Raw genomic sequence first — 24,139 nt, 5'->3', positions numbered from 1 at the left:
GTGCCGAACTAGCCCAGATGGTGGGCTAGGAAGGAGAGCGCCAGCTCGTAGCCCTGGGCCCCGGCACCGGCGATGACGGCGGTCGCCTGGGGAGAAACATAGGAGTGGTGGCGGAAGGGCTCCCGCTGGTGAACGTTGGAGAGATGCACTTCAACGACCGGCAACTCGGCCGCTTCAAGGGCATCGTGCAGGGCCACGGAGGTGTGGGTGTAGGCGGCCGGGTTGATGATGATACCGGCGGACGCGGTGCGGGCGGCCTGGATGGCGTCAATCAGATCGCCCTCGTGGTTGGACTGCATGAAGGTAATCTCATAGCCCAGCTCGGCGGCCTGGGCGCGGAGGGTGGCTTCGATGTCGGTCAGGGTGGTACGCCCGTAAATCTCGGGTTTGCGCACGCCGAGCAGGTTGAGGTTGGGGCCGTTGATCACGGAGATATGTCGTGGTGCAGTCTGTGGTGTTGCCATAGCTTCTAGTTTTTCACACGAAAACGCCCGCCTCCAGCTTGCTGCCATAGATGGAGCACACTGGGGCGGGCATTTAGTCAAGAACACTAACTTCGATGGATGTGGGGCATGCGTGCCAAAGCCGACTGGCTGGGGCTGGCATGAATTGCTTGCGAGCTTGCGAGCCAGCAAGAAGGTTAGTCGGCGGGTACGCATGCCCCACATCCTGTTATATCGCGCTGCTAACCCTTCTTGAAGTTAGCCTCGATAGCTTCCATGACGGTGGGGTCTGCCAGGGTTGTGGTGTCACCGACCGGGCGGTCTTCGGCCACATCCTTGAGCAGACGGCGCATGATCTTACCGGAGCGGGTCTTGGGTAGATCATCAACAATGAGCACACGCTTGGGCTTGGCAATCGGGGAAATTTCGACGCCCACGTGAGCGCGAATCTGCTCGGCCAGCTCGGTCTCGTCCTGACCTGCTGCCTTGGCCTCGTCGTTGAGGATGACGAAGGCCATGACGGCCTGGCCGGTGGTCTCGTCGGCTGCACCAACAACTGCTGCTTCGGCGACGGCGGGGTGGGAGACCAGAGCTGATTCAATCTCGGGGGTGGAGAGGCGGTGGCCGGAGACGTTCATGACGTCGTCCACGCGGCCCAGAACCCAGAGGTCGCCGTCTGTGTCGCGCTTGGCGCCGTCACCGGCGAAGTACATCTTCTCGAAGCGGGACCAGTAAGTGTCGACGAAGCGGTCGTCGTCGCCCCAGATAGTGCGGAGCATGGAGGGCCAGGGCTCGCGGATGGTCAGGAAGCCGGACTGCCCGTTGGGCAGGGACTCGCCCAGGTCGTCCACCACGTCGATGGTGATGCCGGGGATGGGCTGCTGGGCGCTGCCGGGCTTGGCTGCGGTGATGCCGGGCAGCTGGGAGACCATGATCGCGCCGGTCTCGGTCTGCCACCAGGTATCGACGATGGGGCACTTGCCGCCGCCGATGACGCGGTGGAACCAGCGCCAGGCTTCGGGGTTGATGGCTTCGCCCACGGTGCCGAGCACACGCAGGGTGGACAGGTCGTACTGGGCGGGGATGTCCTCGCCCCACTTCATCATGGTGCGGATAGCGGTGGGGGAGGTGTACATGATGGTCACCCCGTACTTCTGCACGATTTCCCAGAAGCGGCCGCGGTGCGGGGCATCGGGGGTGCCTTCGTAGATGACCTGGGTGGAGCCGTTGACCAGGGGGCCGTAGGCGACGTAGGAGTGGCCGGTGACCCAGCCGACGTCTGCGGTGCACCAGTAGATGTCGGTCTCGGGCTTGAGGTCGAAGATGTTCTTGTGGGTGAAAGCGCCCTGGGTGAGGTAGCCGCCGGTGGTGTGCAGAATACCCTTGGGCTTACCGGTGGTGCCGGAGGTGTAGAGGATGAAGAGGGGGTCTTCGGCGTTCTGGCGGGAGGGCTCGTGCTCGGTGGACTGCTCGGCAACCAGCTCGTGCCACCAGACGTCGCGGCCCTCAACCCAGTTGATATCTTCGCCGTTGCGCTTGACGACCAGAACCTTTTCGACCGAAGAGCCACCCTTGGCCAGGGCGGTGTCGACGGCGGGCTTGAGCATGGAGGGCTTGCCACGGCGGAAGGAGCCATCGGCGGTGATAACCAGCTTGGCTTCGCCGTCCTCGATGCGGGAGAGCAGGGCATCGGCTGAGAAGCCGCCGAAGACGACAGAGTGCACAGCGCCGATGCGGGCGCAAGCCAGCATGGCAATCACGGCTTCGGCAATCATGGGCAGGTAGATGGCGACGCGGTCGCCCTTGGTGACGCCCAGGGACTCGAGACCGTTGGCGACGCGGGAGACCTCGTCCTTGAGATCTGCGTAGGTGTAGGACTTGGTATCGCCGGGCTCGCCCTCAAAGAGGATCGCGGTGCGATCGCCCTTGCCAGCTTCGACGTGGCGGTCTACAGCGTTGTAGCAGGCGTTGAGCTCGCCGTCGGCAAACCACTTGGCGAAGGGCGGGTTGGACCAGTCGAGGGTTTCGGTGAAGGGCTTGTACCAGGTGAGCAGGTTGCGGGCCTGTTCTGCCCAAAATTCGGTGCCTTTTTCTTTGGCTTCTTCGTAGATGCCGGGCTGAGCGTTGGCCTGGGCTGAGAACTCGGCGCTGGGGGCGAAGACGTCCTGGGTGTCGGTCATGGTGTGCCTTCCTGTTCTGTGGGGCGCGTCATTGATGTGCGCCACAAACGGACTTTTTCTCACCTTAGCGCACCATGTAGCGCTAGTCACAAATTTGTGCGTTCGTGTTACGCGAAATCAGGACGCCGGTGGCAGCTAACCCGGGTACCGCAAGGACGGGCGGCGGTAGGCTTGGGTATATGCCTCTACATGCCGATGTACCTCTTAGCCCTGACGAGGTCGCCCAGCTTGAAACCCGCTCTGTACCCGAGCCTAAGGCGCGCGCGTCCGCCCGAAAGCACGCCCGCGCGGCAGCTGGCGGTGAGACCGAAAGCCTCCTAGCCCTCACTCGTCGCGCCCGCAAAATCAACCGTATTTTGGGGGAGACCTACCCCTATGCGGTTGCCGAACTCGACTTTGATAACCCCTTTGAGCTTCTGGTGGCTACCGTGCTCTCAGCCCAAACCACCGACGTGCGCGTGAACGCCACCACCCCCGAACTTTTTGCCCGCTACCCCGATGCGGCGGCGCTGGCGTCCGCCCGAATCGAAGACGTAGAAGACATTGTGCGGCCCCTGGGCTTCTACCGCTCTAAGGCCAAGGCAATCGTGAATCTGGCTGCCCAGCTGGTGGCAGACCACCGCGGGCAGGTACCAGCTACCCTGGAGGACCTCGTCAAACTCCCCGGTGTGGGGCGGAAGACCGCTTTCGTCGTGCTGGGTAACGCCTTTGGCAAGCCGGGAATTACCGTTGATACCCACTTCGGCCGCCTAGCCCGCCGCTTTGGCTTCACCACCGAAGAAGACCCCGTTAAGGTCGAGCGCGATGTCGCCGAACTCTTTGAACCCAAGGACTGGACCCAGCTTTCCCACCGCCTGGTCTACCACGGTCGCCGAATCTGCCATGCCCAAAAACCGGCCTGCGGGGCCTGCCCCGTTGCTGACCTCTGCCCGGCCTACGGCAGCGGGGAAACCGACCCGGTAGCGGCAGAGAAACTGCTCAAATACGAGATGGCTCCGGGGCGCGAGCGCCTGCACCTGCGCTTTGTGCAGGGGGCAACTCGTCGCCAGGTGCGGGCAGAGGGGTGGACGCTCAGTGCTTAGGAAAGAGACGTTAGGGGAAGAGGTCGCAGGGCAGCACCCCGCCTTGGTGGCTCTCCAGGATTTGGCGGAGCGGGCCCCGAGCATCGTACGCCCGGAGGACTCGTGGCCGATAGGGCAGATGGAGCCGGGTAGCGTCAAGCATGCTGCTGTCTTGGTGCTGATGGGGGTGCTCGATGATGCTCCGGCGCAGAATACCGGGTGCGGCACGGTAGCTTCAGATATTGATTTGCTGGTTCTGGTACGGTCGGATGCCTTGCGCCACCACGCTGGCCAGCCTGCCCTGCCCGGTGGGCGGATTGACCCTGAGGACTATGATGAGGCGGCCCGCACCGGCCGAACCGCTCAGCAGGTAGCTGCCCTGCGGGAGGCTGTAGAAGAAACCGGTCTGGATGCAGACGGCGTGCGCCTGCTGGGGCAACTCCCGGCCGTTGACTTACCGGTCAGTAACTACCGGGTGACTCCCGTGCTGGGCTGGTGGGATCTGCCGACCCCGGTGGAGGCAGTAGACCGGAACGAGTCAACCCTGGTGGTTCGTGTGCCGGTGGCAGATTTGCTCAACCCGGATAATCGGCTAACCATGACGGTGACCCGGGGAAGAGCCCGGCATAAGTCCCCAGCTTTTGAGGTAACTGGCGACTTCGCCCCCTTTACCATCTGGGGTTTTACCGGCAACCTGCTCTCCCGCGTCTTTGAAGAGCTGGGCTGGGAAGAGCCCTGGGATAAGAAGCGCACCCGGGAAGCTGGGAGTTAGCCTATTTAGCCTGCGAGTAGTCGTCGGTGGTGACCACGGTGACGGGGAATTCGACGTCGGTGGGGCCGAAGATGAGTTCGGCGGCAGCTTGTGCCGATTCGCGCACGATTTCGGCGGCGCGGGCTGATTCGCCGACTGGCCCGTAGAGCATGATTTCGTCGTGGAGGAAGTAGACCAGGCGGGTTTGCATGCGCTTGCCGAAGCGGCGTTCGGTGCGGAGGCGTTTGCGGATTTGGGCCATCCAGATGATGGCCCATTCGGCGGCTGTTCCCTGGATGACGAAGTTGCGGGTGAAGCGGCTGTGGGCGCGGGCGGCTGAGCGGGCGGCGCGTTCGTCGGCTGCGGTGACCTGGTTGCGTTGGGCTTGGAACCAGGCGTGGGAGGGTGCTGGGGAGGTGCGCCCTAGGTAGGTGGTGACCTGCCCGCCACGGAGGCCTACGTCGGCGGCACGTTCGGTGAGGACGATGGCGGCTGGGAACATTTTTTTGAGGTGGGGCATGAGCTGCCCGCCTTCGCCGGTGGTGGCCCCGTACATGGCGGCCAGCAGGGCGATTTTGGCGTGAGAGCGGTCGTTGAGCACGCTGCCGGTGCGTTCGCCGATGTGGGCGATGCCGAGGTAGAGGTCGGTGCCGCGTCCGGCGACGGCGAGGGCGCGGTCGCCGCTCATGACGGCGAGGACGCGGGGTTCGATTTGGGCGGCATCTGCGACGGTGAGCATCATGCCCTCTTCGGCGCGGATGGCGGGGCGGACGTCCTTGGGTATTTGCATGGCGCCGCCGCCGTGCCCGCCCCAGCGGCCGGTGGCGGCGGAGCCGACTTCGTAGGTGGGGTGGAAGCGGTTGTTGGTTACCCAGGTGTCGAGCCAGTTCCAGCCGTTGGCGGTGTAGAGGCGGGCGAGGCGTTTGTAGTCGAGCAGGGGGCGGACGAGTTGCCAGCGTTCTTCGCGAAGGTGGGGGACGGCGTTGGCCCATTCGGTGAGTTCCCACTTGCGGGTGGAGGTGACCGAATGGCCGGCTGCCTGGAGGGCTTTGAGGACTTCTTGGGGTGAGTCGGGGTTGAGGTTGGGGGCGCCGAGCTCTTCGCGGATGCGGGCGGCGAGGCGCTCCATCTTGTAGGGGCGGTCGTAGCCTGCGGGGCGGGGACCGAGGGCGTGTTCGAGGATTTTTTCGTGGATGGTGCGGTTCCAGGGCATGCCGTAGTGCTTCATTTCGGCTGCGATGAGGGCGCCCTGGGATTCTGCGGCGAGTAGGAGGGAGAGCCGGGCGGGGGCGGGGCAGGCGGCGACGGCCTCTAGCTGGGCGCGGAGTTCGGCGAGCAGGGCGGACGCGGTTGGCCCGGCTGCCTCGTGCTGTTCGGGGGAGGCTGAGCCCAGGTCATCAAAGAGGGAGGTTTGCCCCTCGATTTGTCGTCTGGCGGGTAACACTCCTGCCGGAGGCGCGGGTTCGGGGGTGAGGTCGATGGTGGGGGTGTAGGGCAGCCGGTTTTGGGCGCGGGTGGCGGCGGTGAGCAGGATTCGCTGGGCTAGGCGCAGGTCGTGGCAGGACGCCGGTGAGACGCCAGCTGCCAGCAGGGCGGGCATGAGCTCGCGGGCGTCCGCCCAGGCCCAGCGAATCACCCGGTGCGGGTTTTGGGCTTCTACCGCGCGCACAAAGTCGGGGAGCTTAGCGAAAGGGAAAATGCGGTGGGTGCCTGAGCCGGTGTCGTTCAGCGTAATGGCCTCCCACAGGGGCGTATCGCCGGGGGAGGTCGCTGGGCCAAGCACGATGTACATCTTTCTATTATGCCGTTTGCGCTGTTCACAGGGCTAGACACGGCACTTCTTCTGTGGCATAAAGGGGAACAGGAGAAAGACGCCGGGTACTGGGTCTACCCGAAAGGTAGCCATGCCCGATACTAATCTGCGTGTGCGCCGGTCGCGGCGCCGCTTCTTTGAGCCCCAGCTCCCAGTTAACGAGTCCCAGATCAGCGAGTTCCTGGCCAGCGAGCCTGTAGCAAGAGAGCCCGCTTCCAATGAACAGGCCGAGGCCGAGCCTAGAGCGCAGGTGCCTTCCACACCGGGATCGGCTGCCGAGCCCACCGCCCTGCCCCAGGAGCTACCCCTGCTGGCTATAGAGCCAGCCGAAACCGACCTGGGCCCTCTCACACCTCTGCTGACTCAGCCAGATCTCACCGATATCTTCGTCAACGGCCCCCGAGATGTGTGGTACGAGGCTGCCGGTAGCCTGCGCCGGGCTGCCATCACTTTCCCTAACGACGAGGCCGTCAGAGCCCTGGCCACCCGACTCATTCTTTCGGCCGGTGGCCGCCTGGACGACGCCTACCCTGCCGCTGACGTCCAGACAGCCCAGGGCATCCGCATCCACGCCCTGCTGCCGCCCCTGAGCCGCTCCGGAACCCTGCTCTCCCTGCGCCTGCAACCGGCCCAGCGCCCGTCCTTGCGCCAGCTCCAGGAGCGGGGAATGCTGGGGCGAGGCCTGGAACTGGTGCTGCGGTACCTGGTGCGTTCGCGGGCTAACCTGCTGGTCAGCGGCGGAACCGGCACCGGAAAAACAACCCTGTTAGGTGCCCTGCTGCAGGAGGCGGACGCCGGTGAGCGCCTGCTACTTGTGGAGGACACCTCTGAGCTACATCTGGATCACCCGCACGCTGTGAGCCTGCAAGCCCGGGCAGCTAACGCTGAGGGGCAGGGGGAGGTGGGGCTGGCCGAGTTGATTCGCCAGGCCCTTCGCATGAGGCCCAACCGGCTGGTGGTGGGCGAATGCCGCGGTGCTGAAGTCATGGATATGCTCACTGCCATGAATACCGGTCACGCCGGTAGCGGCACTACCGTGCACGCCAACTCAGCCCAGGCTGTGCCGGCTCGGCTCTATGCCATGGGGGCTCTGGCCGGGGTGAGTAGCCAGGCGGTAGCTCTTCAAGCTGCGACCGCTCTGGACTACATTGTGCACCTTGAGCGGGAGAAAGGGCAGCGGCTTGTTCGCGGGGTCTACCGGCTCACCGGTGCCCCTGAGCTTGCCGTTGAGCCGGTCTGCACCGTGGAACCTCGCCGGCGGGGTACCTACTTGCGCTGGCACCCCGGGAGCGAAGAGCTCTGCCGAGCAGCAGGACTGTGGGAGGGTGCCGAGGCGGGTGTAGCGTGTTAGGGCTGAGCTCCCGGAAGATCAGTAAGAAGGGGCTAGCGCGACGGGCTGCCCCTGCCAGTATCGAAGAGCTGGAACTGTGGCCGGACGCCATCTGGCGCCTTGCCGCTCTGCTCAAGGCCGGGTGTACTCCGGCGGCGGCCTGCACTCAGGTAGCTGTTTACCTGGCGGGCTTGGCCGTAGGAAAACCCGATGTAGCCCCCGCGCGTCACAGTGCGACCAGCCGGGTGAGGCTCCTGAGGTTTCTTAGCCCTGCTTCCCGTCAGCAGCAGGTCTTGGAAGACGCCCGGGCTCAGATAGCCCAACTGTTTGAGGCTGCTAGCACGGCAGCTAGCCAGGGGCGTCCGCTGGCTCCTGTCTACCAGCAGGCAGCGGTGCAGAGCGAAGTGCGAGATAGCGTGCGGCAGGGAGCCGCTGCAGTGGCTGCCTGCTGGCAGGTGGGCGAGCGCACCGGGGCGTCTTTAGCGCAGGTCTTCGAGCACCTTGCTCGTTACCTTGAGACGGAGATTGACCTGCGGCAGCAGCGGGAAACTGCCCTGAGCGGTCCGCGGGCTACGGGGCGGATTCTTTCCTGGCTGCCCTTTATCGGGCTAGGGCTGGGAATTGTGATGGGAACTGACCCGCTGGGGGTTCTCCTGGGGTCGGTCCCGGGCGCCCTCATCGGGCTTATTGGTCTGGTGTTGGCCTGGTGCGGGAACCGCTGGACTGCCCACCTGATTCGTAGGGCTGAGGAGGGGCAATGATCTTCCTGGTACTGTGCGTTAGCTGCGCCTGCCTGATGGGAGCAGCTCTACTTTTGGTGCTAAGACGCCGGAGCGCAGTTTCTGCTGGGGCAGGGCGGGGGCAGGCAGCCTCAGAAAAGCAACAGGGTGAAGAACAGCCTCTCCCGTCGTCCGCTCCCGCCTTGGACGGTGCCCTCTACCTGGATATGGCAGCTACTATGCTTGCTGCCGGGCTCTCGGTCCCGGCGGTGTTGCAGCAGCTTGGTCAGCTTGAAAATGGAAGACACCGGGCGGAGCTAGCCGCGGTGGTGGAAGGCCTCTACCGGGGAAAGAGCTGGGCGGACGCCTGGGCTCCGCCGGTTGCCAAAGAGCTAGAGGGTATTCGCGAAGCCCTTGGGTTGACGCTGAGCACGGGTGCCCCGGGCGCCCAGCTGGTGCGGGTTCTGGCTCAGCGGCAGCGGCGCCACCGGCAGCGAGCCTACGAAAAGGCAGCAGCCCGTCTAGGGGTCAAACTGGTGGTGCCCCTGGGAGCATGCTCGCTGCCGTCCTTTATCTGTCTAGGAGTGGTACCGGTGCTTATCGCTCTCCTGCCGTCACTTTTCTAAGGAACTCGGGGCTCCCCGGCCCTTGTTCACAGGCAAGAAAAATAACCTTCTAAAGCGTCACAGTTGCGTCATAGCTTCACCAAATTCAGAGCAAGCAGTGCCCGCACGTCCCATAAGCACGGGGCAGTAGCAGAGGACGATTTATCCACAGGGGGTGCCACCCTGTACAGCTCAGTCGGGACTCTGACAGGCTACAGGTATCTCGGGTGAAGGCCCCGGCGTCTTTCTCCACCACCTTTACCCGCCCCTTACCCCACCTTCACCCGAGAGCACCACAACAACCAAAGCAGCCCAGCACCGTAGCTGGGCGGCTCTACATCAAGGAGGATACCGTGTTGAAACACCCCTTATTACCCCTAATCGGTAGCGAGCGAACCAGTCGTAAGGAGCATTTAGCTGCTGTCGATCAACGACTACAGCATCGGGCTAAGAGCGAGTCAGATGTGGTGGAAGGGCAGCTTGTTCGGGCCGGTCTTGACGATAGTGAGGCGGGCGCAACCACCGCTGAATACGGCATCGTCATGCTGGCAGCTGTGGGCTTTGCCGGTCTGCTGGTAGTTATTCTCAAATCTGAGGAAGTACGCCAGATGCTGTTAGGTATCGTGCAGACCGCGCTCTCAACCGGCGCTTAAGGGCTACCCTGCCTGTAGCCGTAGCTCTTCCAAAACTTGCAAGCAGACGGTTACAGGCAGGGGCACTGCCCTACCCCAAGAAACCACACATGCATTGTGAGTGGCCGTCAGCGAATATTCCACGGTGGTGACAGTATGCAAAGAAAAGCGACTCAAGAGCGAGAACGGGGCTCCAGTACCGCAGAATTTGCGGTGGTTCTGCCCGGTATCGTGTTCATTCTGGCCCTGGTACTGGGAGCTGCGGCAACGGGTATCGTACAGCTCAAGCTCGAAGAGGGCGCTCGCCTGGGAGCCAGAGCTGCCGCGCGCGGTGAGACTGCCGAAACTGTCACCCGTATTGTGCAAGAGATTGACCCCGAGGCTGCTGTGAGCCTGGCCCAGGTAGATGACATGACGGTGGTCAGCGTGAGCAGAGCCGCACCCGGGCTGGTAGGCCAGCTCAGCGGCTGGACCTTGACAGCAGATGCCCAAGCCCTCACCGAACACAGCACAACTACCGGGAGGGCAGACCCGTGAATCGTAGATTCGATGGGGAACGAGGAAGTAGCACCGTTGCCACGGTGGGCCTAGTCTGCGCTCTTCTTGTTCTCGGGGCTACCTGTGCCGGGCTCATTGGGGTTATCACCGCTCAACACCGGGCAGCCGCCGCAGCCGATATGGCAGCCCTTGCCGCAGCAGACGCCGCACGAGGTCTTACTCCGGGAGAGCCCTGCGCAGTAGCCGAACGTGTTGCCCTCGCTAACGGGGCCCACCTGGGTGGTTGCGGTCAGCCAGCCGGGCTGGGTGGGACGGTGGACGTGCGCACCTTTGTCGATATACCCGGTCCCTTTGCCTTCTTAGGGCCTGCCCAGGGTCTCTCCCGGGCAGGGCCGCCGACCTCTTCCGGAGCAGGGGAAGAAGGCTAGAAGGGATCTTCAACAGAAGCGACGCCGGTCAAGGATTCCGTTGCGCTCACTGGTTTGGGCTCCCTACCTGCTTGCACTCCAGCTGGTGAAAACTCGCCTGCCGGGCTATCAGCCACCTGCCCCAGGGGCTCGAGCAGTTTTCTTCGTTCCTCATCGGTAAGCTCACCGGCCTCCACCAAGAGGGCCGCTAAGAGGCGGGCAGCGCCGGCCTTATGCAGGGGCTCGTTCCGGTTACCGCACTTGGGGGACTGCACACACGAAGGGCAGCCCAGATCGCACTCGCAGGCCAAAATCGTATCGAGAGTGGCCCGCAACCAGTGCCCCACCTGCTCAAAGCCCCGCTCGGCAAAGCCAGCCCCGCCGGGGTGGCCGTCGTAGACGAAAATCGTGGGCTGTTCGGTATCGATATGAAAGGCGGTCGATAAACCACCGATATCCCACCGGTCGCAGGTAGCTACCAGGGGGAGCAGACCGATAGCGGCGTGCTCAGCGGCATGCAGGGCACCGGGGATATCCCTCTCATGAATACCCGCAGCGTGCAACAGGGTAGCGGGCATAGCCCACCAGATAGCCCTGGTCTGCAACTCCTGCGGGGCAAGGTCAAGTGGCTCATCACCCAGAACCTGCTGGCCCACCAGGGACTTCCGCTGGTAGCCCACCACCTGGGAACGAACCCGCACCCTGCCGTAGTTCAACGACACCTGCCCCTGCTGCTGCGATTCTTCAGCACCCAGTACGGTCACTTCGGTGATATCACGGGACTGGGTGTAATAATCGGGGCTCACTGCCGAGACCGCAATAACCTTGTTGTCCTCATCAAGATCTTCCACCACGAAAGTCTTACCCTGATGGGTGTAGATAGCACCCGGGTGCCCCTGAGAATGAGCATGACCATCATCCATACTGCCGATCACGCTACCGGTCTCAATATCAATGATCTGTAGGGGAGAGCCGCCTCCTCGCAGGTTCACAAAATCACTGGCAGATTCCGGGTGCGTCCAAAACCAGCCGGTGGCACGTTGCCGCAAGTAACCCTGCTCCACCAGACGCCCCAGGAGTGCCTCAGTGGACCGCCCAAAAACCATGAGCTCCTCCCGGCGCAGGGGAATCTCAGCCGCCGCAGCACACAGGTGCGGGCTGAGCACATAGGGGTTTTCAGGGTCGAAGACGGTTTTTTCTACCGGCCGGTCAAAGATATCTTCGGGGTGATGTACTAGATAGGTATCGAGGGGATCCTCGCTGGCAATCAGCACCGCAAAAGCGTCCTGCCCAGCCCTGCCCGCTCGCCCTATCTGCTGGTAAAAGGACGCCCGCGTCCCCGGCCAGCCGCCCACCAACACGGCATCCAGCCCCGCAATATCAATACCCAGCTCCAGGGCGTTGGTCGAGGCTACACCCAGAATCTCACCCCGGCGCAGGCTGGCCTCAAGGGCCCGCCGCTCCTCGGGCAGGTAGCCCGCCCGATAGGCTGCGATACGGGCAGAAAGGCCGGGTTCAACCTCATCGAGATAGCGGCCAGCGGTCTGCGCGATAGCCTCAGCCCCGCGACGGGACTTGATAAAGGAAATCGTGCGGGTACGGTTCACCACCAGGTCGGTGAGCATCTCAGCGCTCTGGGTAATGACCGACTTACGCACCGGCGCCCCGTTCTCACCCGCACCACTGCCCTGGGCACCGGGCCGAACGCTCACCCCATTGGCGTGGGCAGAAAGCTTGTCATTGACCGCAACCGCATCGGTAAACTCCGGCTCCCACAAGAGCACGTGGGTAGCACCGCGCGGAGCGGTACTCTCAGTTACCGCAGTAACCGCGGTGGGCCGCGACCCAATCAGCCGGGCAAAAGACTCAGCAGGCTCAGCGCTAGTAGCAGATGCCCCAATAAACACCGGGGTAGCACCGTAGTAGCGGCATACCCGTCGCAAGCGCCTCATCAGCAGAGAAACATGGGCCCCAAAGACGCCCCGGTAGCCGTGGGCCTCATCCACAATCACATACTTGAGCTTGCGCAAAAAACCAGCCCACCGGGTATGGTTGGGCAAGATAGCGTGGTGCAGCATATCCGGGTTAGCCAGAATGAAGTTGGCGCGCTCGCGAATAAAGCGGCGGTCGGCCTGCGGGGTATCGCCGTCGTAGCTCTCAGCCACGAGCCCGGGAAGTCCTAAGTTGCGTAGGGAGGCTAGCTGGTCTGCCGCCAGGGCCTTGGTGGGGGAGAGGTAGAGGGCCGTTGCCCGGCCTGAATCAAAGCCGCTAGCCTGGGTCTCGAATTCGCCCCGGTAGATAGCGTCAAGGGCGGGTAGCTGGTAGGCCAGGGACTTTCCCGAGGCGGTTCCCGTTGCCAGAATGACGTGCCGGTTGCCGGGGGAGTCGTGCGCGGCCGTTGCCGCCTGCACCTGGTGTAGATAGGGCTCGGCGACCCCTAGGTTCTGGTAGGCCTCAACCACCCGCGGGTGCGCCCAGGACGGCCAGGGGGCAGTTTCTGCGCGCCGGGCAGGTAGGGTGCGCACATGGGTGACCTGCTCAGGTAAGGACGCCAGCCCCAGCTGGTCGAGCACCACGGCCAGCTCATCGGGCTGGGGAGCGCGAGTGGACGGGGCTCCGGCTGGGTGTGAGCGCGAGGGAAGGGCATCGGTAGGCACCCGTCTATTATGGCACCGCGAGAGCGCGCGTAAATATTTGCTCTTTCTGCCCTCGTTATCTGTGACCTGCACTATAAGGGGTGGGATAATGGGCTGTATGAGTATTCCAATGAACATTCAGGGTAAGAAGGCCACCGAGCAGGAGCCTGTGGTCACAGTCCTCACCGAAGAGCAGATTTGGGAGCTGATTGAGGGCACGCGGTTTGCCCGTCTGGGTACGGTAGGCGAGGACGGCTACGTGCACATCACCCCGCTCAACATTGTGACCGACGGGGTTCGTATCTTCTTCCGCACCGCCTCCGGTAGCAAGCTCACCCAGCTTTTGCTCAACGAGAAAGTAACCGTGCAGTTTGACCGGGCCGAGGGTAACCACGCCTACTCGGTCAATGTCTTTGCCACAGCCCGCCTGCTGACAGAGACCCGCGACATTGACTACGTTGGCAAGCTCAACCTTGAGCCCTGGCTCGATACCGAGAAGCTGGAGTTTGTGGAGCTGACCCCGCAGAAAATGACCGGGCGCCGCTTCCGCCTGGGCTAGAAGCGCCAGTCGCCGCCCCACCGAGGGGCATAAGGTCTAAAATAGGGGTGTGTCTCAAGAAAAAATTATCCTCTACTACTGCTTTGCCCCTGTCACCGACCCCAAGGCCGTGATGCTGTGGCAGCGTGCCCTCTGTGAGAAGCTGGGCCTGACCGGCCGCATCCTGATCTCTAAGCACGGCATCAACGGTACCCTGGGCGGTGACATCAACGCCCTGAAACAGTACGGTAAGACTACCCGCCAGTACCCGGGCTTCGAAAAGCTCGAACTCAAGTGGTCCGACGGTAGCGCTAGCGACTTCCCCCGCCTCTCGGTAAAGGCCCGCGACGAGATTGTCGCCTTCGGTACCCCCGATGAACTCATCGTCGATGAAAACGGTGTGGTGGGCGGCGGCGTGCACCTGAAGCCCGAAGAAGTGAACAAGCTGGTTGAAGAACGCGGCGATGAGGTCGTCTTCTTCGACGGCCGCAATGCCTTCGAAGCAAAAATCGGTAAGTTCAAGAACGCTATTGTGCCCGATGTGCGCACCACCCACGATTTCATTCAAGAGATCGAATCGGGCAAGTACGATGACCTTAAAGACAAGCCCGTTATCACCTACTGCACCGGCGGTATCCGCTGCGAAATTCTTTCGGCCCTGATGAAGAACCGCGGCTTCAAAGAGATTTACCAGATTGACGGTGGCATCGTGCGCTACGGCGAAAAGTACGGCGACTCCGGCCTCTGGGAGGGCTCACTCTATATCTTCGACAAGCGCCAGCACATGGACTTCTCACCCGACACCGTCACAATCGGCGAGTGCGAACACTGCGGCGCTAAGGCAAATACCTTCGTCAACCTCGATGTGGACGGGGTGCGTGACCTGGTGCTCCTGTGCCCCGACTGCCAGGCCAAAGCAGAGGCCGAGCGCGAGGCTGCGGCAGCGTCAGCATGAGTGAGCAGAAAACCCCGGTCTACGAAACAGCTCTGATTGAGTACGGTACCTTCATGGTCGCCGGCGTCACCGACCCCGCGACCGAAGAGAGCGACTTCGGTTCCTGGTGGGAGCGCCTCTACAGCACGCTTGAATCGGGAGGGGGCGCCCTGGCTGCCCAGCGTCTGGCTGCGGTAGAAAAGCTGCAGAAGGTGGGCGTCGTCATGCCGGACGCCAACGATACCGGTTTTACCTACACGGCGGGTTTCATTGTGCCCGGCGGCATTAAGGACGTTGCAGCCCTGGGGCTGACCGGCGTGATGGTACCGGCCGCTATGTACGCTACCGTCTTGGTGCAGGGGGCCATTACCCCGGGCATCCCCCCTGCCCATATCAAGGCGGGCTTCAACCACCTGGCCAGCACCTTTATCCCCTCGAAGGGGCTGGAGCCTACCGGCGTCTGCCTAGAGGTGTACGGGCCCGGTGAAATCACCGACGAGAACTACCGTATGTATCTCTGGCAGGCTGTAACGAGCCCGCAGGCCGCTTAAAGAAACAATAAAATACCTCCCGCAGTGCGATATGCGGGAGGTATTTCTCTCTAAAGTATGTGCGCTTGCGCGCCCCTGGATAACGGTTGAACTGGTGTGGTAATACCGAAGGGAAAAATCTTTAGGAGTTCTGCTCTACGGCCAGTTCGGCCTCAAGCTTCTCGATAATCTCTGCGATGAAGTCGGGGCCACCGTTAGCGGCCTTTTCCTTCCAGTCAGCGATGGACTTTTCCAGTTCGGCAATTTTTTCTGCATTTGCCATAAGGTAAATATAACCCAGACCTCTAGAAAAAATCACCTTGATTACTATTTAACCTTTCCCAGTTTTCGATGGGGCCGGGTACGACGGTGAAGAGCGGGTGGGTGACTTTAGTGGGTGACGTGGAAAAACGCTGGTCATACCACTGTGGGGAACGGGCTTTTACTTTTTCTGCCAAAAATGAGATTTCGTAGTCTAGCTGGCCGTCGGTAACCGGTAGCGGTGACAACTCAGGTTGAGCAGGGAACACCAGCAAACTGCGGTTGAAGTTATAGCCCCGTCTATCAGCCTCATCAGCCAGCCCGTGCAGGTAGGTGCAGATGTAGGCCAGGGGGTCACTAGAGGCTTTGAAACGGTTCAGCTGGGGGTGGTTGGTGTAGCCCTGGGTGAGCCCCTGGAGCACTTTCTGGGCAAGCAGGGTCTCACGCCAGCAGTCCACTAGCCCCTTGGCATCGAGCAGGGAGGGGTGCACAGACCAGATACGCATTAGCCTTCAGCTCTGCGGGTGATGGCTTCTTCGAGGCGGTCGAGTTTGCCGGTGAGTTCGCCCGAATCGTGACCTGGGCGAATATCGGCCTTGAGTACCAGGGAGACCCGGTTGCCGTACTTGCCAACAGCTTCGGTGGCGGCTTTGATGACGGCCATGCACTCGTCCCAGTCACCTTCGATGGTGGTGAACATGGCGTCGGTGCGGTGGGGGAGACCTGAGTCGCGGACAATCTGGACGGCTTCTGCAACGGCCTCGTGGACGGACCCGGAGGGGTCGCCACCGCCGGTGGGAGCTACTGAGAAAGCAAATAACATGTCTCTACCGTACCGCTCATACGGTTAAATAGAGAGCGTGATGACTTCTGATTTTTCCCGTGTTCCCGGTGCCCCCGTCAGCGCCGATACTGCCGCCCTCACCCGCCTGCACGCTGCCCTGACCGAGCTCAACTACACCTACGACGGTATCGAGGAGCTGCTGGGGGCCCGCGCTTTTGAGGCCATGACCCGCGACCAGGTGGTGCCCGGCCTTTACCGGGTGAGCCAGATTCTGGGGCAGGAGGCCACATCAGAAACCTTTACCACCGCCCAGCGGAACCTGGCCCAGCTGGTGCGCTTCTTCCTCTTTGGCACCGCCCTGCCCGGTGGGGACCTTGAGGACGCCCTGGGGGCAGGTAGTCTGGACCTGCTGCTGGACCTGGGGCTGGCGGAGCCCACCGAGGACGGCCTGGTGCAGGCCGCTGTAGACCTGCGGCCGCACGCCGCCGACGATGGAACCGAACTCTTTGTAGCCAGCGATTTGGGTGCCCACCAGCGCCCCGGCGTCCTGCGGAAGGACCACGTGCTGGGTATCGGCCATGCCTCCCTTACCCTGGCCCAGCTCACCGAGCGAACCCCCGTAGACCGGGCCCTCGATCTGGGCACCGGCTGCGGCATCCAGGTCTTCCACCTGCTGGCCCACACCCGTCACGTGACCGCTACCGATATTTCTGAGCGCGCCCTGGCCTTTACCCGCTTCAACCTGCTGCTCAACGCGTCCGCCCTGAACCTTGACGCGACCAACCTCGAAGAGCGCGTGAGCCTGCGCTTAGGTTCCCTGCTCGAACCTGTCGCCGGTGAAACCTTCGACCTGGTGGTCTCTAACCCGCCCTTTGTTATCACCCCGCGCAGCGACCACGAGAGCCCCGAAGACCAATTCACCTACCGCGACGGCGGCATGGCAGGGGACGGTATCGTCTCAACCCTGGTGCAGCAACTACCCACCGTGCTCGCCCCCGGTGGGCGCGCCCAGATGCTGGGTAACTGGGAAATCCCCGTTGACGGGCAGGACGGCCCCGTCGACTGGGCAGACCGCCCCCGCACCTGGGTGGGGGATGAGACCGAAGCCTGGTTCATCCAGCGCGAGGTACTTGAACCAGAACAGTACGCCGAAACCTGGCTGCGCGACGCCAGCGAAAACCGCGATCCCGCCCACTTTGAAGCCGCCTACACCGCCTACCTGCGCGACTTCGCCTCCCGCGGCGTTGGCTCCATCGGGTTTGGCATGATTTGGCTGCGTAAGCCGAACCCGGCGTCCGCAGGGGAACGCCTACACCGCTTCGAAGAAATCACCTACCCCATCCAGCAGCCCATCGCCCCATTCATCACCGAGGCGGTGGAGCACTTTGATCAGGTCACAGCTCTGAGCGATGAACAGTTGCTTGAGCAGCACCTGGTGGTAGCGGGCGACGTCACCGAAGAACGCCACTCCACCCCCGGCTCCGAGCATCCCTCGGTTATTCTGCTGCGGGCGGGGGCAGGCCTGCGCCGCACCATCCTAGAAACCACTGAGACTTCCGGCTTTGTCTCGGCCTGCGACGGGGAACTGACCGCCGGACAAATCGTCGGTGCCCTAGCTGCCCTGCTGGACTGGGAGACCGAAGAACCCAGACAAGTATTAATCAGTAACATGCGCGAACTTCTTGAAAAGGGTTTCTTGCGCCTTGATTCGGGCGACTAAACTGAGGCCATGGTAGAGAACCCTATTAAAACCCTGACCGAAGATCGCTGCTGGGAGCTGCTTGCCGCCCACGAGTTTGGACGCCTGGCCCTGGCTGTAGGCGGGGAGGTAGATATCTACCCCGTTAACTTTGTGGTGCACGAGAAGAAAATCTACTTCCGTACCGCCGCTGGCCAGAAGCTCTCAGAAGTTGTGATTAGCCGCAAGGCTGCCTTCGAAATTGATGAGGTGAAGGACGGCGTCGCCCGCTCCGTCGTTGTTCACGGCAATGCCCACTGGCTGACCAGCGAAGCCGACCTCGATGCAGTTGAAGCCCTAGGCTTGCGCACCTATTCCCCCACCTATAAGACCAACTGGGTCGAGGTGCAGCCGGTAAGCATCAGCGGCCGCGAGTTCGAAATCGGGGCAGAGCCCACCGACGAGCTCTAAACCTCGCGGCGGGGCGGGTCTTTGACGCCCGCCCCGCTCTCAGCTCTCAAAGGTCACACCGGTCTAAGTAGACACGAAGCGCGGTAAGTCGGCTATTGTTGTGCATACACGCGTAAAACCAACCCCAAGGAGCCCTCTGTGCCCACTCAGGCAACCACCGAGCACGGCAAGTCACTGCTGATCGTGGAATCCCCCTCGAAGGTAAAAACCATCAGCGGGTACCTGGGCGATGCCTTCATCGTTGAATCCTCCATGGGGCATATCCGCGACCTTCCCCAGCCTTCAGAGCTGCCCGATGAGCTCAAAAAGAGCCCCGTCGGCAAGTTCGCTGTCAACGTTGACGAGGGCTTTGAACCCTACTACGTGGTCAACCCCGATAAAAAGAAGAAGGTCACCGAGCTCAAGCGCCTGCTCAAAGAGTCCGATGCCCTTTACCTGGCAACCGATGGTGACCGCGAAGGCGAAGCTATTGCCTGGCACCTGCTACAGGTCCTCAAGCCCAAGGTACCCGTCTACCGCCTGACCTTCCCCGAAATCACCAAAGAAGCTATCCAGCGCGGCTTTAAGGAACTGCGCGAGATCGACAACAACCTGGTTGATGCCCAGGAAACCCGCCGTGTGCTCGACCGCATCTACGGCTACGAGCTCTCACCGGTGCTCTGGCGCAAGGTCTCCCGCGGCCTGTCAGCTGGCCGCGTCCAGTCCGTTGCCACCCGCCTAGTTGTTGAACGCGAGCGCGAACGCATGGCCTTCCGCTCAGCCACCTACTGGGATCTGACCGGCACCTTCACCACCGAGACCGCCGAGTCTTTCACCGCCAAGCTATCAGCCGTTGACGGTGCCCGCGTCGCCACCGGCAAGGATTTTGCCGATAACGGCACCCTCAAGCCTGCCTCGGCCGGTAAGGTTGCCCACCTGGATGAAGCTGCCGCCAGTTCCCTGGCTACCGCGCTGGCGTCCGCCGCTTTCGCCGTCCGCTCGGTCGACACCAAGCCCTACACCCGCCGTCCTGCCGCCCCCTTCACCACCTCAACCCTGCAGCAGGAGGCCGCCCGCAAGCTCCGCTTCTCATCCCGCTCCACCATGCAGGTAGCCCAGCGCCTCTACGAGAACGGCTACATCACCTACATGCGAACCGACTCGGTTGCCCTGTCTGATCAGGCAACTCAGGCAGCCCGCAAGCAGGCATCTGAGCTCTACGGTGCTGACTATGTGCCGGCCTCCCCGCGTGTCTATACCTCCAAGTCAAAGAACGCCCAGGAGGCCCACGAGGCAATCCGCCCCGCAGGGGATTCCTTCCGTACCCCCGCCGAGGTCAAGAGTGCCCTGAGCATTGACGAGTTCCGCCTCTACGAGCTGATTTGGAAGCGCACCGTCGCCTCCCAGATGGCAGATGCCAAGGGCTCCACCGCCTCCGTCCGCTTAGGCGCTACCGCCGCCGACGGCCGTGAGGCTGAATTCGCAGCCTCCGGTACCGTCATCACCTTCCGCGGCTTCCTGGCTGCCTACGAGGAGGGTCAGGACGTCAAGCGCGGAGAAGAAGGTAAGGGCGAGACCAAGGACGGTAAGGACGACAAGCGCCTACCCAACCTGGCAGAAGGCGACTCCCTGCGCGGTAGCGATATCGAAGCTGCCCGCCACGAAACCTCACCCCCGCCCCGCTACACCGAGGCATCCCTGGTCAAGGCTATGGACGAGCTCGGCATTGGCCGTCCCTCAACCTATGCAGCCGTCATCTCCACCATCATGGACCGCGGCTACGTCAATAACCGCTCCGGCTCCCTGGTGCCCTCCTGGACTGCTTTCTCGGTCGTCCGTCTGCTCGAAGAGCACTTCGCCAAGTACGTGGACTACGAGTTCACCGCCGAAATGGAAGAAGATCTTGACCGCATTGCCCGCGGTGAAGAGGCCCGCCCCGAGTGGCTGTCTCACTTCTACTTCGGTGGGGGAGACAAGCGCGGTCTCAAGCCCATCGTTGACAACCTGGGTGACATCGACGCCCGCGCAATCAACTCTGTAGAGGTCGCCCCCGGGGTCAACCTGCGCGTAGGCAAGTTCGGCCCCTACCTTGAGACTGGCGGCGAGATTGACACCGAAACCGGCGAAATCAAGGACCCCATCCGCGCCAACGTACCGGCTGATCTGGCACCCGATGAGCTGACCGAAGAAAAGGTCGCTGAACTGCTGGAAGCCGGTAAGAACGACGGCCGTGAACTCGGCGTTGACCCGGCCACCGGCCGCACCATCGTGGCCCGTGACGGCCGTTTTGGCCCCTACGTCACCGAGGTTATCCCCGAGATGACCGAGGAAGAAATTGCCGCCTGGATGGACGCCCAGCCCACCGAGTACTACAAGAACGGCAAGCCCAAGCCCAAGAAGAAGCCCAAGGCTGAAAAGCCCCGCACCGGCTCCCTCTTCAAGTCCATGGATCTGGCAACCGTCACCCTGGATGACGCCCTCAAGATTATGGCCCTGCCCCGAGTGGTCGGTACCGATGCCGAAGGCACCGAAATTACCGCCCAGAACGGCCGTTTCGGCCCCTACCTGAAGAAGGGCACCGACTCCCGCTCTCTGGAGACCGAGGATCAGATTTTCTCTATCACCCTGGAGCAGGCCCTGGAGATTTACTCCCAGCCCAAGCAACGCGGACGCGGCGCGGCCAAGCCCCCGCTGGCTGAGCTCGGTGTAGACCCGGTCTCTGAAAAGAAAATCGTGGTGAAGGACGGCCGCTTCGGCCCCTACATCACCGACGGCGTCACCAACATTACGGTGCCCCGTAGCGAAACCATCGAGTCCCTCACCCACACCCGCGCGGTTGAGCTGCTCGCTGAGAAACGAGCTAAGGGCCCGGTTAAGCGCAAGACCGCCGCCAAGAAGCCGGCGGCCAAGAAAACCACGGCTAAAAAAACCACAGCCAAGAAGACTGCGACCAAGAAGAGCACTGCTCAGAAAGCGGGCGAGTAGTCGGTTATCGCGTGGGTCCCATCCTTGTACACTGGTAGGCAGGAAAACTTTTTGTCACCACTCAAGGGGGACCCATGCGTCTAGGCGTGCTCGATATTGGCTCAAATACCGGCCACCTGCTTCTGATTGAGGGGCAGCTAGGCTCCCGCCCCGAAGCCTACACCGCAGCCCACAAGGAACCCCTGCAGCTGGTGCGCTATATTGACGCGGACGGCAATATCACCGACGAGGGCCGCGACCGCCTCACCGCCTTTGTGAAGTCTGCGGTGCTTTACGCGATTGAGCACGGGGCAGAAGACCTGCTGGCCTTTGCTACCAGTGCCATTCGAGAATCCAAAAACGGCCCCGAAGTCCTGCAACACGTGCAGAACCAGACCGGCGTCAACCTCACCGAAATCACCGGCGACCAGGAAGCCGCTATCACCTACCACGCCGTGCGCCACTGGCAGGGCTGGGGCGCCGGACGCATTCTCAACTTCGACATCGGCGGCGGCTCCTTCGAGTTCTCCACCGGCATGGACGCCTACCCCGACGACGCAATCTCCGTGCCGCTGGGTGCCACCCGCCTAACCGGCGACTGGTTCAGCGCCCCCGTGCCGTCCCCCAAGGAAATCAAAAAACTCCGCAAGTACGTGCGCGAAACCCTAGAACCCGTTGCCGAGACCCTGCTGGCCTACGGGCAGCCCCACATGGTCGTGGGCACCTCCAAAACCTTCCGCTCCCTCGCCCGTATCTGCGGGGCAGCCCCCTACTCGGCAGGCCCCTTCGTCAAGCGCGAAATGTCACTCGAAGACCTCAAACTCTGGACCCGCCGCCTGGAAGCTATGCCTCCCGAAGAACGCGCCGGCCTGCCCGGAGTCTCAGACGTCCGCGCTGAACAGATGCTAGCCGGGGCTATCGCGGCAGAAACCGCCATGGCCGTCTTTGGTGTAGACCGCATGCGCGTTTCCCCCTGGGCCCTGCGCGAGGGCCTGGTACTACGACGTATGAACTACCTCTCCCAGCAGGGGCCCGAAGCCATGATCGACCCCCGCTCCCTCGCTGAATTCGTGCAGGACTAGCCATGAGCACCGACGCACCCAAGAACCCGTCCGCCCGTAAACCCGTGCCGGTGGCACTTTCTACCTCCTGCCTCTTCCCGCTCGGCGTACCCGAAACCTTCTCAACCGCCGTAGACCTGGGCTACGACAGCGTGGAAGTCATGATCACCCACTCGGCCCTCTCCCAAGAGCCCCACGACCTGCTCGACCTAATCCAGAAATACCAGATCCCCATCTCCGCCATTCACGCCCCCACCCTGCTCCTAACCCAGCAGGTCTGGGGCCGGGCATGGAACAAAATGCAGATGGCTGCCAAAATGACCAAGGCGGTAGGGGCGGACGTCATTGTCGCCCACCCGCCCTTCCGCTGGCAGAAGCTCTACGCCAAGAACTTCGTTGCGGGCGTACGCGAAATATCAGAGCTCGAAAACGTTAAAATTGCCGTGGAAAACATGTACCCCTGGTCCATCAAAGGCCACGCGGTAGAGATGTACGCCCCCCACTGGGACCCCTCCCGCTTCGACTACGACTGGATGACCTGGGACTTCTCCCACGCAGCCGCAGCCGGGGACGACTCCCTCGAAGCCGTCAAACGCATCGGCTCCCGTCTGGGGCACGTGCATCTGACCGACGGATCCGGTGATAAGGTCATGGACGAACACCTGGTACCCGGCCACGGCACCCAGCCCGTCGCCGAAACCCTACAGTACATCGCAGCCAGCGATTTCGACGGCGTTGTCTGCGCTGAAGTATCAACCCGCAAGGCCAAGGGAGCAGGGGCCCGCGACGACATGCTCTACGAGACCCTGCAGTTCGCTCGCACCCACCTAGCTAGGAGAACATCATGACTACCGTTGCTTTTATCGGAACCGGCTCCATGAACGGAGCGATTGCCTCGGGCCTGCTTGCTGCGGGTACCGACCCTACCTCTGTGCGCGCGACCGTTGGCTCTCACGCCAGCATCTCTACCCTGCGTGAAAAGCTGGGGGAGGGGGCTCAGGGCGTAACCATCCTTGCCGGTGAGGACGATGCGCAGGCTAACCTCAAAGCCGCTGAAGGGGCCGACGTGGTACTGCTGGGTGTCAAGCCCTACGCGATCCTTGATCTTGCCCGCGAAATTTCACCGGCTCTGGGTGAGAATACTGTAGTGGTGTCGGTTGCTGCCGGTATCACCCTGGAAGCCTTACAGCGGGCCCTGCCCGAGGGGCAGCCCGCAATCCGCTGCATGCCCAATACTCCTTCGCGGGTGGGCAAGGGCGTGCTTGCTATCTCGGTGGGGCAGACCGTGACCGAGGAGCTGAAGGACGCTGCTGCTTCGGTTCTGGGGGCAGCAGGCCGGGTGATTGAGGTTGAGGAAGAGCAGATGGGGGCGGTGACCGCCGTATCTGGTTCGGGCCCTGCCTACGCCTTCTTACTCGCAGAAACCATGGCCGATGCTGGAGTTAAGCTGGGCCTGGACGAAAAAACTGCTACCGAGCTAGCAGCCGCTACGGTGGCGGGCGCGGGCTATCTGCTGGATGCTGACCCCAACCCCCAGGATCTCCGTAAGGCGGTTACCAGCCCCAAGGGAACCACAGATAAGGCGATTACCGCTTACATTGATGGTGGTCTTTTCGAGCTGACCGAGACCGCTATGCGGGCCTGTGTCGCTCGGAATGACGAGATGACCGAGGAGTTCAGCTCTGAAAAATAGTACAGAGATAGCCTAAGCAAAAGGCCCTATGACAGCAGGCTGTGCTACCAAAACTCCTTGTGGAGTGGGGTAGGGCAGCCTGCTGTCTTTTGTCGGTTTATAGGCAGAAAAGTGTGTCCCCAACACCCCCACAACCCAATCAACACAAGGCAACCAACCCCACAAGCTAGC

24 protein-coding genes are annotated in these 24,139 nt (G+C 62.4%); 17 read left to right on the top strand and 7 right to left on the bottom strand.

The genetic code is table 11. The features are described 5' to 3' along the window. Nucleotides 1-8 precede the first annotated feature (8 nt). Both aroQ and acs read right to left on the bottom strand, forming a co-directional pair. Nucleotides 9-464, bottom strand: coding sequence for a type II 3-dehydroquinate dehydratase (gene aroQ, locus ACED88_RS05090; protein WP_449108940.1), 456 nt, complete (start codon nucleotides 462-464; stop codon nucleotides 9-11). 221 nt (nucleotides 465-685) lie between these two features. Continuing rightward, nucleotides 686-2,623 carry an acetate--CoA ligase gene (gene acs / locus ACED88_RS05085; protein WP_449108939.1) on the bottom strand — a complete coding sequence of 646 codons (1,938 nt, stop codon included), beginning with the start codon at nucleotides 2,621-2,623 and terminating at the stop codon, nucleotides 686-688. 179 nt (nucleotides 2,624-2,802) lie between these two features. Here acs and nth point away from each other — a divergent pair, with 179 nt between their 5' ends. Both nth and ACED88_RS05075 read left to right on the top strand, forming a co-directional pair. Continuing rightward, a complete protein-coding gene (nth, locus tag ACED88_RS05080) occupies nucleotides 2,803-3,705 on the top strand; it encodes an endonuclease III (protein WP_449108938.1) in 903 nt (300 codons plus the stop codon). A gap of 118 nt (nucleotides 3,706-3,823) precedes the next feature. Next, the gene (locus tag ACED88_RS05075) at nucleotides 3,824-4,456 is read left to right on the top strand and encodes an NUDIX hydrolase (RefSeq protein ID WP_449108937.1); all 633 of its coding nucleotides are present in this window, start codon (nucleotides 3,824-3,826) and stop codon (nucleotides 4,454-4,456) included. 1 nt (nucleotide 4,457) lies between these two features. Here ACED88_RS05075 and ACED88_RS05070 read toward each other — a convergent pair whose 3' ends face one another. Beyond that, on the bottom strand, nucleotides 4,458-6,227 hold the full coding sequence (locus ACED88_RS05070) for a bifunctional 3'-5' exonuclease/DNA polymerase (RefSeq protein ID WP_449108936.1): 1,770 nt from the start codon (nucleotides 6,225-6,227) through the stop codon (nucleotides 4,458-4,460). Nucleotides 6,228-6,339: 112 nt separating this feature from the next. On the opposite strand from ACED88_RS05070, the gene ACED88_RS05065 reads away from it, so the two are divergent. The 6 genes from ACED88_RS05065 to ACED88_RS05040 all read left to right on the top strand — a co-directional run bounded on the left by ACED88_RS05065 (nucleotide 6,340) and on the right by ACED88_RS05040 (nucleotide 10,460). Continuing rightward, nucleotides 6,340-7,599, top strand: a complete 1,260-nt coding sequence (locus ACED88_RS05065) for a TadA family conjugal transfer-associated ATPase (protein ID WP_449108935.1) — start codon at nucleotides 6,340-6,342, stop codon at nucleotides 7,597-7,599. Then, the gene (locus ACED88_RS05060) at nucleotides 7,593-8,339 is read left to right on the top strand and encodes a type II secretion system F family protein (protein WP_449108934.1); all 747 of its coding nucleotides are present in this window, start codon (nucleotides 7,593-7,595) and stop codon (nucleotides 8,337-8,339) included. The genes ACED88_RS05065 and ACED88_RS05060 overlap by 7 nt, the downstream gene beginning before the upstream one ends. Continuing rightward, nucleotides 8,336-8,923, top strand: coding sequence for a type II secretion system F family protein (locus tag ACED88_RS05055; RefSeq protein WP_449108933.1), 588 nt, complete (start codon nucleotides 8,336-8,338; stop codon nucleotides 8,921-8,923). The genes ACED88_RS05060 and ACED88_RS05055 overlap by 4 nt, the downstream gene beginning before the upstream one ends. A gap of 332 nt (nucleotides 8,924-9,255) precedes the next feature. Further along, nucleotides 9,256-9,555: a DUF4244 domain-containing protein gene (locus ACED88_RS05050; protein WP_431464130.1), complete on the top strand. Its 300-nt coding sequence runs from the start codon at nucleotides 9,256-9,258 to the stop codon at nucleotides 9,553-9,555. A gap of 135 nt (nucleotides 9,556-9,690) precedes the next feature. Then, on the top strand, nucleotides 9,691-10,071 hold the full coding sequence (locus ACED88_RS05045; protein ID WP_431464131.1) for a TadE family type IV pilus minor pilin: 381 nt from the start codon (nucleotides 9,691-9,693) through the stop codon (nucleotides 10,069-10,071). Next, a complete protein-coding gene (locus tag ACED88_RS05040; protein WP_449108932.1) occupies nucleotides 10,068-10,460 on the top strand; it encodes an Rv3654c family TadE-like protein in 393 nt (130 codons plus the stop codon). Before ACED88_RS05045 ends, ACED88_RS05040 begins: the two co-directional genes overlap by 4 nt. Here the strand turns inward: ACED88_RS05040 and ACED88_RS05035 are convergent. Beyond that, nucleotides 10,457-13,015 (bottom strand): DEAD/DEAH box helicase, encoded by a 2,559-nt coding sequence (locus ACED88_RS05035; RefSeq protein WP_449109020.1) that lies wholly within the window; start codon nucleotides 13,013-13,015, stop codon nucleotides 10,457-10,459. The two genes, ACED88_RS05040 and ACED88_RS05035, sit on opposite strands and share 4 nt — an antisense overlap. Nucleotides 13,016-13,193: 178 nt before the next feature. On the opposite strand from ACED88_RS05035, the gene ACED88_RS05030 reads away from it, so the two are divergent. From ACED88_RS05030 to ACED88_RS05020, 3 genes are read left to right on the top strand one after another with little or no spacing between them, the layout of a single operon-like run. After that, complete coding sequence (locus ACED88_RS05030; RefSeq protein ID WP_237199618.1) at nucleotides 13,194-13,634, top strand: pyridoxamine 5'-phosphate oxidase family protein; 441 nt, start codon at nucleotides 13,194-13,196, stop codon at nucleotides 13,632-13,634. A 49-nt stretch (nucleotides 13,635-13,683) separates the two neighbouring features. After that, on the top strand, nucleotides 13,684-14,568 hold the full coding sequence (gene trhO / locus ACED88_RS05025; protein ID WP_449108931.1) for an oxygen-dependent tRNA uridine(34) hydroxylase TrhO: 885 nt from the start codon (nucleotides 13,684-13,686) through the stop codon (nucleotides 14,566-14,568). Further along, on the top strand, nucleotides 14,565-15,098 hold the full coding sequence (locus tag ACED88_RS05020) for a GyrI-like domain-containing protein (RefSeq protein ID WP_449108930.1): 534 nt from the start codon (nucleotides 14,565-14,567) through the stop codon (nucleotides 15,096-15,098). The genes trhO and ACED88_RS05020 overlap by 4 nt, the downstream gene beginning before the upstream one ends. Nucleotides 15,099-15,219: 121 nt before the next feature. Here the strand turns inward: ACED88_RS05020 and ACED88_RS05015 are convergent, their stop codons facing one another. From ACED88_RS05015 to ACED88_RS05005, 3 genes are read right to left on the bottom strand one after another with little or no spacing between them, the layout of a single operon-like run. Next, nucleotides 15,220-15,360, bottom strand: a complete 141-nt coding sequence (locus ACED88_RS05015) for a hypothetical protein (protein WP_237199616.1) — start codon at nucleotides 15,358-15,360, stop codon at nucleotides 15,220-15,222. 22 nt (nucleotides 15,361-15,382) lie between these two features. After that, complete coding sequence (locus tag ACED88_RS05010; protein ID WP_449108929.1) at nucleotides 15,383-15,844, bottom strand: pyrimidine dimer DNA glycosylase/endonuclease V; 462 nt, start codon at nucleotides 15,842-15,844, stop codon at nucleotides 15,383-15,385. Then, a complete protein-coding gene (locus ACED88_RS05005; protein ID WP_449108928.1) occupies nucleotides 15,844-16,161 on the bottom strand; it encodes a thiamine-binding protein in 318 nt (105 codons plus the stop codon). Before ACED88_RS05005 ends, ACED88_RS05010 begins: the two co-directional genes overlap by 1 nt. A gap of 40 nt (nucleotides 16,162-16,201) precedes the next feature. Here ACED88_RS05005 and ACED88_RS05000 point away from each other — a divergent pair, with 40 nt between their 5' ends. From ACED88_RS05000 to proC, 6 genes are all read left to right on the top strand, one after another. Beyond that, nucleotides 16,202-17,842: a DUF7059 domain-containing protein gene (locus ACED88_RS05000; protein ID WP_449108927.1), complete on the top strand. Its 1,641-nt coding sequence runs from the start codon at nucleotides 16,202-16,204 to the stop codon at nucleotides 17,840-17,842. 9 nt (nucleotides 17,843-17,851) lie between these two features. After that, a complete protein-coding gene (locus tag ACED88_RS04995; protein WP_237241598.1) occupies nucleotides 17,852-18,271 on the top strand; it encodes a pyridoxamine 5'-phosphate oxidase family protein in 420 nt (139 codons plus the stop codon). A 138-nt stretch (nucleotides 18,272-18,409) separates the two neighbouring features. Then, nucleotides 18,410-21,235 carry a type I DNA topoisomerase gene (gene topA, locus ACED88_RS04990; RefSeq protein ID WP_449108926.1) on the top strand — a complete coding sequence of 942 codons (2,826 nt, stop codon included), beginning with the start codon at nucleotides 18,410-18,412 and terminating at the stop codon, nucleotides 21,233-21,235. 74 nt (nucleotides 21,236-21,309) lie between these two features. Continuing rightward, complete coding sequence (locus ACED88_RS04985; RefSeq protein WP_237222505.1) at nucleotides 21,310-22,296, top strand: Ppx/GppA phosphatase family protein; 987 nt, start codon at nucleotides 21,310-21,312, stop codon at nucleotides 22,294-22,296. Nucleotides 22,297-22,298: 2 nt separating this feature from the next. After that, nucleotides 22,299-23,123: a sugar phosphate isomerase/epimerase family protein gene (locus ACED88_RS04980; protein ID WP_449108925.1), complete on the top strand. Its 825-nt coding sequence runs from the start codon at nucleotides 22,299-22,301 to the stop codon at nucleotides 23,121-23,123. Next, nucleotides 23,117-23,968: a pyrroline-5-carboxylate reductase gene (proC, locus tag ACED88_RS04975; protein ID WP_449109019.1), complete on the top strand. Its 852-nt coding sequence runs from the start codon at nucleotides 23,117-23,119 to the stop codon at nucleotides 23,966-23,968. Before ACED88_RS04980 ends, proC begins: the two co-directional genes overlap by 7 nt. Nucleotides 23,969-24,139: the final 171 nt, after the last annotated feature.

This window comes from Rothia sp. 11273D007AR, assembly GCF_053547255.1.
Note: the sequence above shows the minus strand (reverse complement) of the source record. Positions and strands in the feature narration are given on the sequence as shown.